Genomic DNA, 13,107 nt, shown 5'->3' on the forward strand with positions numbered 1-13,107 from the left:
ACAAGCAAGATTAACTTCTTGTTTGTAATTATCATTCTAGTTAAAAAAATTAAGGTAAAAGAACACTATTTACAACATGAATTACCCCATTCGTTCCTTGCACATCTGTTGATGATATTACTACTGATTGTCCAGAGCTAGTCTTTAACTTAGCACCACTCAACAAGTCAACAGTTATAATATTTTCATCGAACATTGTTATTTCTTGATTATCACTTAATTCATTTGATTGCACATTCCCTGCTTCGAACACATGATATTTCAATACAGCTTCAAGAGTTGCTATTGGAATATCACCTAATGCACTCCAAGAATCATTACTATCTAACAGCGCTTGAAAAGCTGTATTTGTTGGAGCAAAAACAGTATAAGGTCCATCTTCTTTTAACAAAGAAATAAAATCTGTAGTATGACGGCTATCTGTTAATGCAGCCACCAAAGAGGTTAACCCGTTATTATTTAATGCTAGAGTAACTACATTAGGTGGTAGCATAACCTTATCAATTGTATGCACAACTCCATTTGAAGCCATGATATCTGTACTCACTGGTTTTGAATCTCCATTAAACTCTACACCTTCATCAACTTCTACTTGTAATGATAACATCTCATCATTTGGTCCTGTTGACAAAGTACTCACATAAGTATTAGATAAATCCGCTGCTTTAATTTCCCCACCTACTACATGCAATAACAAGACAGAGTTTAATGTTTCTAAAGGAATATCATCTAATGAATTCCATGAGTCATTACTATCTAACAACTCTTGAAAAGCTGCATTTGTCGGAGCAAAAACAGTATGAGGTTCTTCTGATTGTAAAGCAGAAACTAAATTAGCCTTTTGTAAAGCCTGAACAAGAGTACTTAAATCAGAAGTTTTTACTGCTACCTCAACAATATCATCTTTTTTCACTACAGGGTTATCATCATCACTACATGATGTTAACAATACAAAACCTAAAAAAAGGCTCATAAATAACGAAACAAAATTTTTAATTTTCATGGTTTTAAAGTTTTTATTAGAGCTTACTCATTTTACTTTTTATAGTCTATACTTTCAGTAACGTTAATCTTTGTTTATTTTTTTTAAAAAAATATTAAACAAAATAAATTTAATTAAAAAAATATGCTTTGAAAATCAAAACATGCATCAAATTTACAATTTATGTTTAAAAAAAACAAAAAAAAGATAAACAAAAAAAGATAATGCTATTATTCAAACTGATCCAAAAAAGCCTTAATAGAAGAATACACCTTAATATTCTCTTTAAATTTCACCTCTTCAACTAACATAGCTTTAATACCTATTGCTAAAAACTCATGATTCGTACCTTTAAGAATTTCTTCTATTTCTAAGAAATATTCCTCCACCTTGTCATCGTAAGGTTGAACTGTCATAAAAGTAACAAAACATATTTTTGATTTGCTTTTAAAAAAATGCTCTAAATTATTTAAAGGCAAACTTTGACCTAGATATATAGTATCGTACCCTCTCAACATAAGTTCATAATTCAAGTACATTAATCCTAATTCATGAATTTCATTTTCTGGCAAAAACAACACATAACTGACCTCAGATTTATTATTAGAGTACTCCAATTTTTCTGTATTAATCTGTATTTTTTGTGTTATTAAATTAGAAATAAAGTGCTCATGAGCTGGCAACAAAGTATCTGTTTGCCACAGTAGCCCAATATGATTCAACAAAGGCACAAAAACATCTTTAAAAATCTCTCTAAAAGTTTTTCTTTTAAGCAACCTGTTATATGCATTATTAAACAATGTTTTATCAAATTGAAACATTGCTAATTTAAAAGAATTTAATGCCTCGTCATTTACCGCCATTTTAAAAGCTAATTCTCTTGCTTTTAAAATAATTGTATCATCAGACATTTCTGCTATTTTAGAAATCTTAATATTGTTTTTATTCAATAGTACAACATTTAGCAATTTTTGTAAATTCTCTGAAGAATAATAACGAATATTGGTATCCGTTCTCTCTGGCGACAACAAATTATAGCGCTTTTCCCAAATTCGTATCGTATGAGCTTTTATTCCTGAAATATTTTCAAGATCTTTAATCGTGAATGTCGACTTTATATTGTTCAATTTATTTTGAATTATTTTGAACAAAGATACAAATTTTAACGAATTATAAACCTACATCACTTCTTATGAAAATTTTATACTTATTTTTGATTGTTATTTTTCTTAAAATTTATGAATCTTCAGACACAAATACCACTTACCAAACAAAAGCATAATCAAATTAATTATCAGTCAAAACTACTTTTACTTGGTTCTTGTTTTTCTGAAAATATAGGTAACAAACTGAACTATTATAAGTTTCAATCAAAACAAAATCCTTTTGGTATTTTATTCCACCCTAAAGCAATTGAAAATTTAATTACAAAAGCTATAAATGAAGAAAAGTATACAAATAAGGATATTTTCTTTCACAATGAACGTTGGCATTCTTTTGAAGCACATTCAAGCTTAAGCACCCTCAGCAACAAAGAGTTATTAAACAACTTAAACTCTTTAATACAACAAACTTCTTTACATCTAAAAAACTCCACTCACCTGATTGTTACCTTAGGTACAGCATGGACATATAGAGAAATAGACTCTGATATGGTAGTTGCCAACTGCCATAAAGTACCTCAAAAAAGGTTTTTAAAAGAATTATTGACTATTGATGAAGTTTCAGAAAGCTTAGAAGCTATCAATTCACTAGTTAAATCAATAAACAAAGATATTTCAATTATTTACACAGTATCACCTGTACGACATTTAAAAGATGGTTTTACAGAAAATCAACGTAGTAAAGCACACTTACTTTCAGCTATTCATCAAGTAGTAGAGCCAAGAAATGCTATTTACTATTTCCCTTCATATGAAATTGTGATGGATGAGTTACGTGATTATCGTTTTTATAATGAAGATATGATTCACCCAAATAAAACTGCTGTGAATTACATATGGGAAAAATTTAAACAGGTTTGGATTACAGAAGATTCATATCAAACGATGCAACAAGTTAAAATCATTCAAAGAGGATTAAACCACAAACCTTTTAACCCAGAATCTGAAGCCCATCAGTTATTTTTGAAAAAGCTACAACAAAAAAAGGAAACACTTTTACAAGCATTTCCTTTTATAAATTTTCAATAATTTATTAAAATTACAACACAAAGTTCCATCCCAAAACGAAACTTAAAGAATTCGTTTTTTGATATTGTCCATTGGGATCACTATCTATATTTGTTAAACCTAAATTATTTCTCAACTCTACAAATAACTCATTAGAATTATCTAATAAAAATATCTTTCCTACACCAATTGATAACCCTAAGTCAAAATCAGTAAAATATTCCGATAAATCTTCACTTAAATCTCCATCATTAACCCTCTCTCTAGCACTTAAGAAATACCCCAAAAACACTCCTCCATTTATATAAAAAGGACTTTTCTCCCCTACTTCATATCTTAATAAAACTGGCAATGTCATAAAATCATATAAATCATAGTTTCTAAAACTATTAATTTTCACTCCATTAATTTCAAACTCAGGAGAAAACACACTAACTATTTTCCTTTCATAGTTTAATTCTATCTGCAATGACAATTCATTCTTTAATTGAATATTTGTAGCAATTCCAAACAAATAACCAATCTCAGAATCATGCTCAGTTATTGAACTATCCTCAAACCTCAAAGAAGAATAGTTACCCCCTCCACTTAAACCAAGTTTCACCTGTCTTTGTGAATAGGAAGAAAGAGTAAACACCCCTATAAAAAAGGAGAAAAGCAATTTATTAAATCTCATAGCTTATTTTTATTTGATTTTATAGCAAAATTAGGCTTGTAACCTAATTTTGCTATAATTTTTACTTTTTCACTAAATATTGATCTACATTTTGCCAAGGCCCTCCGTTAATTACATCTACTCCATGGCTTTGTAAAAACTGTGCTGCTTGACCACTTCTACCTCCGCTTCTACATACTGCAATCACTGGCTTATTCCACGATTTAATCTCCTCTACATTTGTAGGAATTGTTGCTAAAACAATATGCTTAGCTCCTTCGCTATGCCCTTCATTCCATTCTGCTAAAGTTCTTACGTCTAATAGAACTGCTCCTTTAGCTAAATATTCCTGTATTTCGTTACTCATATTTTTCTTTCTAAATAAATTAAATAATCCCATTTATATTTCTTGGTACTTTCTCAACAAAAGTAAACCGTTTTCAATTAACGTAGTGTAACTCTTGTTACTTTTCATGTTTTCAAGGTATTCACCTAGCATTTCTTTTATTGAAAAATTACCTGCTATTGCTAGCTCTAATAATTCTAACGGCAATAACCAGTCATTTTTAAATTGTGAGCTTACTTCATTAAAAATATCCTGAATTTTTTCTTCAGAAACCACACCTTCCTCTCTCATCCTCCTTACTTTCTCATATAAACTGTACAACTTTTTATCAAACTCAGAATATTGAATTTTATGTGTTTTAGTTTCCGACACTTTTCCTACATCTCCAAAAGAAACTATATCTGCTGATCCAGCGAAGGCTGATATTACCTCAACACCTACTGCCATATCATATACTCCCCAATCTGGGTGAAACAATAGATTGTCGCCATGGGTTACTGTACAGTTCTTAAAAGAGATTAATAAAATTTTACCACGTAAATCTCTTGTTCCCGTAATAACTTCTCCTACTACTTTTATTCCTCCTTCAAACTCTAACGTAACTTGTTCCCCTTCATAAATTCCGTAGGCTTTCAAATCACGCGGACTCATATTTTCTATTGGAATGTTAATTCCTTTTAACTTTCCTATGGGACTTCCAAAACCTTCAGCATGATATGCAATTCCGTGCCCTATTAATTCTTTATCTCTATTAGCCAATGCAGTAGGCCCTGCCGTTTGCACATAAATAGCTTTGTTATTTTCATCAGTAATTACATTTTTAAAAACTCCTGATATCTGAATACCAGTACTTAACTCAATAGTTCCTAGGTTTTTAGAGTCTATTAATTTTTCTATTCCTTTTAACCCTCCTGTTCGTATTGCCATTTTATTCGCAAACTGTTCTAGTACTAAGCTTAGGTGAGCAAAATCTGGCGTAACAAACAATTGGGGCTGTGGTTTTGTTATATCAAAACTCATATTAGCTGCTTCAATTGTATAAGGTACTTTTTCTACCTCTTCCTTCATACACCATTTACTTTCACCTATCGAAGAAAGCAATCCTGCTCCATAGATTTTCGGGTTTTGAAGTGTCCCTATCAATCCATACTCAACTGTCCACCAATGTAAATTTCTTATTTGAGCCATTTCAGAAAGCTTACCCATATTTTCTTGCAACCACTCAACTTTTTCTTGGGCTTCTTCAATCTCTTTTTTAGTGGAATTAGGATCCTCCTTTAAAATAGACAACAAACGAATAGCTTCGTACATTTCATAATCTTTTGCAGAAGAGATAGCCTTGGCTCCTATTTCTCCAAAACGACGTAAGTATTCTGCATATTCAGGATTTGCAATAATTGGTGCATGTCCTGCTGCCTCATGAATAATATCAGGTGCAGGTGTGTATTCAATATGATCTATCGTACGCATATCTGATGCAATTACCAGCACATTATATGCTTGAAACTCCATAAAAGCATTAGGCGGTATAAAACCATCAACAGATACAGCTGCCCAACCTATTTCTTTTAAAATACGGTTCATTCCTTGCATATGAGGAATTTGCTCTACCGAAATACCTGTTTTCTTTAACCCTTCTATATATGATCCATGCGCTACTTTTCCTAAATAATCTACATTCATACGCATCACATAACGCCATACAGCTTGGTTTTGAGCTGTATACTCTTCATAAGGCTGTTTTACTACAAACTTATGTAGGTGCTTTGGTAATTTTTTTGTGACTTCGTTTAACTCAAAATGAGGCTCCATATTGTTGTTTGTTTTGCTGTGTAAATTTAAGTTTTTTATAGCTTACAAAAAATTGATATTCGTTAAATATATATATTTTGTACATTTACTACTATCATAAAAAAATAAAGTAAAAATGAAATCTAGAGGCTTTAAAACCCGCTTACTAATTGGAATAGCTATTGTCGCTTTTGCCTATTTACGCAAATGCAGCCAACAAGAGGTTAATCCTTACACCGGAAAAACACAAGCTGTAAGTTTATCTCCTGAACAAGAAATTGCAATAGGGTTACAACAAGCTCCTGCAATGGCTCAACAGCATGGAGGCTTGTACCCTAATGATAATACACAAGCTATTGTAGATAAAATAGGAACTAACCTTGTTAACAATACTGTAGCTAAAAAATCTGGATATCAATTTGACTTTCACTTACTAAGAGACGAAAAAACTATTAATGCTTTTGCGCTTCCTGGAGGACAAATTTTTATTACGCATGCGTTATTTTCTAAATTAAAAAATGAAGATCAATTAGCAGGTGTTTTAGGGCACGAGATAGGACATGTTTTAGGAAAACACTCGAATGAACGAATTACAGATGCTAATTTTTGGAAACTATTAACCATGGGAGCCTCTGTAGGAGCTGACTTAGGTCAATTGGCCAATGATATTGGACAACAAACTTTATTAAAAAATGGTAGAGGTGATGAATTAGAAAGTGATGAATTGGGTGTAAAATTGATGATAGATGCTGGCTACAATCCTGAAAACTTAATTGGAGTGATGGAAATTTTAAAAGCAGCCGCTGGCCCAAATAGGGTTCCTGAGTTTCAGAATACACACCCAGATCCAGAAAACAGAATTGAACGAATTAAAGAGGCTATTCGTAAATATTCTAAATAATTATTCTTATAATTATCGTAACATTTAACTAATTTACATGACCTATTAGTAAATCCAAAAATTAATTTGCTATGAGTTTCGGTGGTGAGGTATCCGCAATGATAACCAGTTTAAAAAACAATAACAGAAAAAGAGTTAATGTTTTTGACAAACTAGAACGGTTTCAAAAAGAAAACAGTGATAAATTATATTTTCATAAATCTGCTAGCAAAAAGGAACTTGAAAAAATCCGCCTACAAACCTTAAGAAAAAACAGAAATCTATTTATTAATAATAGTATTGCTCTTTTTATAATCTTCTCAATACTAATATATATATATATATATATATATATATATTGTTTTTGTTTTTTGAATTCCTAAAATATTCCCCAAAAATCTTTCTTACTTTTGCAGTGCAACACACAAGAAATGAACAAAAAAGTAATTTTAATGATTTTGGACGGGTGGGGAATTACTCAAAACCCAAAAGTATCGGCTATATATAACGCAAAAACTCCCTTTATAAATTCGTTATACAATAAGTTTCCGCATGCACAATTAAGAACTGATGGTGAACATGTTGGTTTACCTAAGGGGCAAATGGGAAATTCGGAAGTTGGACACATGAATTTAGGAGCTGGTAGAATTGTATACCAGAACTTAGCAAAAATAAACAACGCTGTAAAAGAAGGAACTTTATCACAAGAAGAAGAACTTCTAAATGCCTTTGCATATGCGAAAGCACATAATAAAAATGTACATTTTTTAGGACTAGTTTCTAACGGTGGAATTCACTCACACATAGACCACCTAAAAGGATTACTTACTGCAGCTGATAAGTATGAATTAGATAATGTGTTTTTACATGCATTTACTGACGGACGTGATTGTGACCCTAAATCAGGAAAATATTTTATCAACGATATCCAACAACACATGCAAGAATCTACAGGTGAATTAGCAACAATTACGGGTCGTTACTATGCCATGGATCGTGATAATCGTTGGGAGCGCATACAACTTGCTTATGATGCTTTAGTTAACGGAAAAGGAACATTTTCTTCAAATGCTTCACTAAGCATTCAACAAAGCTATGATACTAATGTTACTGATGAATTCATCAAACCAATAATTATGGTTGATGAAAACGAACAACCTAAAACTAGAATTAAAGAAGATGACGTTGTTATTTTCTTTAACTTTAGAACCGACAGAGGGCGTCAGTTAACAGAAGCTTTGAGTCAAAAAAACTTTCCTGAGTTCAACATAAAGAAGTTACCATTGTATTTTGTTACTATGACAAGCTATGATGACACATTCAACAACATTCATGTTATTTATGAAGGAAAAAACATTGAAAACACCTTAGGTGAAGTATTAGAATTAGCAGGAAAGAGTCAAATTAGAATTGCGGAAACAGAAAAATACCCACACGTAACCTTTTTCTTTTCTGGTGGAAGAGAAGATCAATTTGAAGGAGAAAAACGTTTATTATGCCCATCACCAAAAGTGGCTACTTACGATTTAAAACCTGAAATGAGTGCTTATGAGATTCGCGATGCTATTGTTCCTGAATTACAAAGTGGTGATGTAGATTTCGTATGTTTAAACTTTGCAAATGGTGATATGGTAGGTCATACTGGTGTTTTTGAAGCAGCCGTAAAAGCATGCGAAGCTGTTGATAACTGCGTAAAAGATGTGGTAACTACCGCATTAGAAAACAATTACACAACTATTCTAATCGCTGATCACGGAAATTGTGAAACAATGATGAATCCAGATGGAACACCACATACATCACACACAACCAATCCAGTTCCTATGATTTTAATAGATAAAGAGTTAAAATCAATAAAAAGCGGTATTTTAGGTGATGTTGCTCCAACCATTTTAAAATTAATGGATATAAAACAACCTAAAGAAATGACACAACATTCGCTTATTTAAAATATATTTTATGAAATGAGCCATAACCAAAAGTTGATATTAACACTGAAATAATTATTGGCGAATTACACCTAACCTATTAAAAAACAAACAGATGAAAAAAACAGCATACCTTTTTATCACCTTACTAATAGTTTCTTGTGCATCGACACCAAAGAACCTTGCAACGAAAAACGAAAATGGAAATTTGGTTGGTATCGCAACTAAAAAAGACTTTCAACAAGAACCGTATGGAAGTGATTGGTTCAATGATTTTTATTCATATTACGAAACAGATAAAGGTACCGTAGAAAAACTAAAACCATACTTAAAAGATATAAAAATAAAAGGATTTATGGGAACTTGGTGTGGCGATAGTAAGAGAGAAGTTCCTAATTTTTATAAAATTTTAGACGAAGCTAAATTCGACTATGCAAACCTTGAATTAGTTACTGTAAACCGTCAGAAAAAAGCCAATGGGTTAGAAGATGGTTTTAATGTAGTTCGAGTTCCAACCTTTATTTTTTACAAAAAAGGGAGAGAAATTGGACGTTTTGTTGAACATGCTGTTGATGGTAGTACAGTAGAAGAAGATTTCTTAAAAATACTATCTGGCCAAGAATACAAACATCCATATCAAAAATAACTGTAAATTTGCGCCTCAATATTTTTACCATGATTACACCCAAAACTAGAGAAGAAATTGAATTAATGCGAGAAAGTGCTTTAGTAGTATCAAAAACCTTAGGTATGCTTGCTAAAGAAGTGAAACCTGGAGTTACTACATTGTATCTTGATAAACTTGCCGAAGATTTTATTCGTGAGCAAGGTGCCATTCCTGGTTTTTTAGGCTTGTATGATTTCCCAAACACACTTTGTATGAGTCCAAACTCACAAGTAGTTCATGGAATTCCAAATAACACACCTTTACAAGAAGGTGATATCATTTCTATTGATTGTGGTGCTATAAAAAATGATTTCTATGGAGATCATGCCTATACGTTTGCTGTGGGTGAAATTGCTCCTGAAACTCAAAAATTACTCGACGTTACTAAAGAGAGTTTATATGTAGGTATTCGTGAATTTAAAGTAGGAAATCGTGTTGGAGATGTAGGGTTTGCTATTCAAAACTTTACAGAAAAGCATGGTTATGGTGTTGTTCGTGAGTTGGTAGGTCACGGGTTAGGACGTAAGATGCACGAAGATCCTGAAATGCCTAACTACGGACGTAGAGGTAGAGGTAAAAAATTTATTGAAGGAATGGTAGTGGCCATTGAACCTATGACCAATATGGGAACTCATAAAATTCGCCAACATAATGATGGTTGGACCATTACTACTCTAGACGGCAAACCATCTGCTCACTTTGAACATGACATAGCCATTATTGATGGTAAACCTGAGTTATTATCTACCTTTAAACACATATATGATGCTTTAGGTATTGAAAGTAATGAAGAAGATGAGTTTAGACAACAACCTTTAGTTATTTAATTTGTGTCTTTATTCAAAACGATATTAAATACCATTCCAAGACCCTTTTTAATTAAGGCTAGCTATATAGTAAGACCTATTATCACTTGGTGGTTAAAAGGTGATAACTTTACAGACCCTATTGATGGAAAATCATTCAAGAAATTTTTACCTTATGGATATGGGATACAACGAGAAAATGCCCTTTCTCCTTCTACATTATCACTAGAAAGACATCGTTTACTATGGCTTTTCTTACAACAAGAAAGCAACTTTTTTTCCTCAGATAAAAAATTAAAAGTATTACATATTGCTCCTGAACAATGTTTTTTAGACCTTTTTAGAAAGCAACAAAACTTGGAATACACAACATCTGATATAGAATCGCCTATTGCAGATGTAAAAGCAGATATTTGCGACCTTCCTTTTGAGGACAATTCTTTTGATGTGGTGTTTTGCAACCATGTATTAGAACACATCTCTGACGACACTAAAGCAATGCAAGAATTGTATCGCGTGATGAAAATGGGTGGATTCGGTATTTTTCAAATCCCTCAAGACTTATCAAGAGAAACTACTTTTGAAGATGATTCTATTACCGACCCTAAAGAACGTGCAAAAATATTTGGTCAGTATGACCACGTTCGCATATATGGGCGTGATTATTTTAACAAACTACGTTCTATCGGATTTACAGTAGATGAAATAGATTACACAAAAAAAATCGCTCCAGAACTAGTGAAACGATATGCTTTAGCCAAAGATGAGATTTTACCGGTGTGTTATAAAAACTAATTTACAAATTCTGCTAGCTCCCCTACATCATTATGATATAACAACACCACTTTAAGTTCTGGATACTCTTTAAGAAACTCTTTTGTTTTTTCTAACCCCATTGCTAAGAAAGCGGTTGCATATGCATCTACATCGGCACAGTCTCCTTTTAATCGAACAGAAACACTTAGTAGGTTACTCTCTTCTGCTTGCCCTGTTTTTGCATTGACAGTATGTACTATTTTTTTTCCATCTTCATTTATTTTATATTTTCTGTAATTCCCTGAAGTTGCCATCGATTCATTATCTAATTCAATTACTTTTTGAATAGAACGAGTTCCATCAATATTTGGTTTTTCAATAGCTACTTTCCACAACTTTCCACATTTTGTTCCTCTAGCTCTAATCTCTCCTCCTATTTCTACAATATAATCGTGAATATTTTTCGATTCGAAAAACCGCCCAATTACATCTACCCCATAGCCTTTCGCAAAAGCATTTACGTTGAATTCAATATTGGGACTTTCTCTATACACCTTCCTGTCTTTTAGCATCACTTTGTCAAACCCTACATTTTCCATCAAAGCGGCAATTTCTTCTGAGGTCAAATCTTTTTTTTCTTTACCAGAACCAAATCCGTAAGCATCAATCAACCTACCAATCGTAGGGTCAAAATACCCATCGGTTTCTTTGTGAATTTTTTTTGCCTTTTCAAACACCTCCACAAACATATCGTCAACAACTACAGTCGTATCTCCTTGATTAATTTTTGAAATATCAGAAGTTGGCATGTAAGTGGATAAAGATTTATTTACTAAATAAAACAAACTATCAATAGATTCTTGGTAGTTTACTTCACTTAGATACGTAATGCGATAAGTTGTTCCAAATACACTACCTTGCAACTTAATATTAGTAGGTTTTTGCTCTTCTTTACATGCTATTAACAATATTAATAATACTATTAGAAAAGTCATTTTTTTTATCATCTCAAAAAAATTTAATCACAAAAATAAAGTATTAACACTTCATAAAAGATTGTTAATTCTCTTTTTTGTATCTTCATTTTCATAAATTTGCTTAAATATTAATAATTACATCTAAAAAAAATCAGAATAAAATGAAAAAAATATTTTTATTCCTTACCGCTTCTATTTTACTAGCATCTTGTGCTTCAACAAAAGAATTAGAAGCAATAAAAGCTAAACATGAACAAACAAAAGAAGAGTTACTGGCTGTAAAAGCGAACTTAACAAAATGTTTAGTTGAAAAAGAAAACTGTGAGGACAAAGCATTTTCTTTAGAGTCTAGAGTAACAGAATTAAAGAAAGATAAAGAAAACACCTTACAACAAGTTGAAAACTTAACTGTTCTAACTCAAGGTGCTAATGACAACATTAAAGAAACATTGGCTCAATTAAGCAAAAAAGATAAGTACATTAATAAAATTAGAGAAGCTGCTTCAAAGAAAGATTCATTAAACTTGGTTGTTGCTTTTCATTTAAAAAGAGAATTACAAGACGGTATTGACGATGAAGATATTGAAGTAAATGTTGAAAAAACAGTAGTATTTATTTCTATTTCTGATAAATTATTATTCAAAAGCGGAAGTTATACTATTAATGAGAAAGCTTCTAAAGTATTAGAAAAAGTTGCTACAGTTGTAAATGGACAACCTCAAATGGATGTAATGATAGAAGGACATACAGACAACACTCCTGTAACTGCTGGTTCAGCATTGAAAGATAACTGGGGATTAAGTGTGTTACGCTCAACTGCTATTGTTCGTGAATTGCAAAATAAATATAATGTTGCACCTAGTAGACTAATTGCAGCTGGTAGAAGTAGTTATGTACCTTTAGTAGAGAATGACACTCCTGCTAACAAAGCTAAAAACAGACGTACAAAAATTATTATTTTACCAAGATTAAATCAATTCTTTGATTTATTAGATCAAAAAGTAGAGTAATTTTTAAAATATGAGTCGTCCTAAAATAGGTTGACAGTTATTTAAAAAATTATATTGAACCAGAGAAGTTAACTTCTCTGGTTTTTTTGTTATGTACAAAGTTAGGTGTTTTCATGTTAAGACTTAAATGTGGTCTTT

13 protein-coding genes are annotated in these 13,107 nt (G+C 31.8%); 7 read left to right on the forward strand and 6 right to left on the reverse strand.

Translation table 11 applies throughout. The annotated features are described in order from the left end of the window. Positions 1–49 precede the first annotated feature (49 nt). Entirely contained in the window at positions 50–1,003 is a 954-nt protein-coding gene (locus ACKTSW_RS05875) for a fasciclin domain-containing protein (protein ID WP_408024350.1), read from the reverse strand. Positions 1,004–1,212: 209 nt separating this feature from the next. After that, a complete protein-coding gene (locus ACKTSW_RS05880) occupies positions 1,213–2,109 on the reverse strand; it encodes a MerR family transcriptional regulator (RefSeq protein ID WP_408024351.1) in 897 nt (298 codons plus the stop codon). A gap of 111 nt (positions 2,110–2,220) precedes the next feature. Between ACKTSW_RS05880 and ACKTSW_RS05885 the strand changes: the two genes are divergently transcribed. Then, positions 2,221–3,174, forward strand: a complete 954-nt coding sequence (locus ACKTSW_RS05885) for a GSCFA domain-containing protein (protein ID WP_408024352.1) — start codon at positions 2,221–2,223, stop codon at positions 3,172–3,174. 10 nt (positions 3,175–3,184) lie between these two features. Here ACKTSW_RS05885 and ACKTSW_RS05890 read toward each other — a convergent pair whose 3' ends face one another. From ACKTSW_RS05890 to ACKTSW_RS05900, 3 genes are all read right to left on the reverse strand, one after another. Further along, positions 3,185–3,829, reverse strand: a complete 645-nt coding sequence (locus ACKTSW_RS05890; protein WP_408024353.1) for a porin family protein — start codon at positions 3,827–3,829, stop codon at positions 3,185–3,187. Positions 3,830–3,890: 61 nt separating this feature from the next. After that, complete coding sequence (locus tag ACKTSW_RS05895; RefSeq protein WP_408024354.1) at positions 3,891–4,175, reverse strand: rhodanese-like domain-containing protein; 285 nt, start codon at positions 4,173–4,175, stop codon at positions 3,891–3,893. Positions 4,176–4,208: 33 nt separating this feature from the next. Next, positions 4,209–5,966 (reverse strand): aromatic amino acid hydroxylase, encoded by a 1,758-nt coding sequence (locus tag ACKTSW_RS05900; RefSeq protein ID WP_408024355.1) that lies wholly within the window; start codon positions 5,964–5,966, stop codon positions 4,209–4,211. Between the two features lie 115 nt (positions 5,967–6,081). Between ACKTSW_RS05900 and ACKTSW_RS05905 the strand changes: the two genes are divergently transcribed. The 5 genes from ACKTSW_RS05905 to ACKTSW_RS05925 all read left to right on the forward strand — a co-directional run bounded on the left by ACKTSW_RS05905 (position 6,082) and on the right by ACKTSW_RS05925 (position 11,021). Continuing rightward, the gene (locus ACKTSW_RS05905; RefSeq protein ID WP_408024356.1) at positions 6,082–6,846 is read left to right on the forward strand and encodes a M48 family metalloprotease; all 765 of its coding nucleotides are present in this window, start codon (positions 6,082–6,084) and stop codon (positions 6,844–6,846) included. 410 nt (positions 6,847–7,256) lie between these two features. Then, positions 7,257–8,774: a 2,3-bisphosphoglycerate-independent phosphoglycerate mutase gene (gene gpmI, locus ACKTSW_RS05910; protein WP_408024357.1), complete on the forward strand. Its 1,518-nt coding sequence runs from the start codon at positions 7,257–7,259 to the stop codon at positions 8,772–8,774. A 94-nt stretch (positions 8,775–8,868) separates the two neighbouring features. After that, positions 8,869–9,399, forward strand: coding sequence for a thioredoxin family protein (locus tag ACKTSW_RS05915; protein WP_408024358.1), 531 nt, complete (start codon positions 8,869–8,871; stop codon positions 9,397–9,399). 29 nt (positions 9,400–9,428) lie between these two features. Continuing rightward, on the forward strand, positions 9,429–10,247 hold the full coding sequence (gene map, locus ACKTSW_RS05920) for a type I methionyl aminopeptidase (RefSeq protein ID WP_408024359.1): 819 nt from the start codon (positions 9,429–9,431) through the stop codon (positions 10,245–10,247). Positions 10,248–10,250: 3 nt separating this feature from the next. Continuing rightward, a complete protein-coding gene (locus ACKTSW_RS05925) occupies positions 10,251–11,021 on the forward strand; it encodes a class I SAM-dependent methyltransferase (protein ID WP_408024360.1) in 771 nt (256 codons plus the stop codon). Here the strand turns inward: ACKTSW_RS05925 and ACKTSW_RS05930 are convergent. Then, the gene (locus ACKTSW_RS05930; RefSeq protein WP_408024361.1) at positions 11,018–11,977 is read right to left on the reverse strand and encodes an FAD:protein FMN transferase; all 960 of its coding nucleotides are present in this window, start codon (positions 11,975–11,977) and stop codon (positions 11,018–11,020) included. The genes ACKTSW_RS05925 and ACKTSW_RS05930 overlap by 4 nt on opposite strands. A 143-nt stretch (positions 11,978–12,120) precedes the next feature. Here ACKTSW_RS05930 and ACKTSW_RS05935 point away from each other — a divergent pair, with 143 nt between their 5' ends. Next, positions 12,121–12,969, forward strand: coding sequence for an OmpA/MotB family protein (locus ACKTSW_RS05935; RefSeq protein WP_408024362.1), 849 nt, complete (start codon positions 12,121–12,123; stop codon positions 12,967–12,969). Positions 12,970–13,107: the final 138 nt, after the last annotated feature.

The organism is Tenacibaculum sediminilitoris, assembly GCF_964513795.1.
Lineage (GTDB): Bacteria > Bacteroidota > Bacteroidia > Flavobacteriales > Flavobacteriaceae > Polaribacter > Polaribacter sediminilitoris.

Coding starts and splice junctions, on each gene's coding strand:
- ACKTSW_RS05875 (WP_408024350.1), bottom strand. CDS start 1,003: ATGAAAATTAAAAATTTTGTTTCGTTATTTATGAGCCTTTTTTTAGGT.
- ACKTSW_RS05885 (WP_408024352.1), top strand. CDS start 2,221: ATGAATCTTCAGACACAAATACCACTTACCAAACAAAAGCATAATCAA.
- ACKTSW_RS05890 (WP_408024353.1), bottom strand. CDS start 3,829: ATGAGATTTAATAAATTGCTTTTCTCCTTTTTTATAGGGGTGTTTACT.
- ACKTSW_RS05895 (WP_408024354.1), bottom strand. CDS start 4,175: ATGAGTAACGAAATACAGGAATATTTAGCTAAAGGAGCAGTTCTATTA.
- ACKTSW_RS05900 (WP_408024355.1), bottom strand. CDS start 5,966: ATGGAGCCTCATTTTGAGTTAAACGAAGTCACAAAAAAATTACCAAAG.
- ACKTSW_RS05905 (WP_408024356.1), top strand. CDS start 6,082: ATGAAATCTAGAGGCTTTAAAACCCGCTTACTAATTGGAATAGCTATT.
- gpmI (WP_408024357.1), top strand. CDS start 7,257: ATGAACAAAAAAGTAATTTTAATGATTTTGGACGGGTGGGGAATTACT.
- ACKTSW_RS05915 (WP_408024358.1), top strand. CDS start 8,869: ATGAAAAAAACAGCATACCTTTTTATCACCTTACTAATAGTTTCTTGT.
- map (WP_408024359.1), top strand. CDS start 9,429: ATGATTACACCCAAAACTAGAGAAGAAATTGAATTAATGCGAGAAAGT.
- ACKTSW_RS05930 (WP_408024361.1), bottom strand. CDS start 11,977: ATGACTTTTCTAATAGTATTATTAATATTGTTAATAGCATGTAAAGAA.
- ACKTSW_RS05935 (WP_408024362.1), top strand. CDS start 12,121: ATGAAAAAAATATTTTTATTCCTTACCGCTTCTATTTTACTAGCATCT.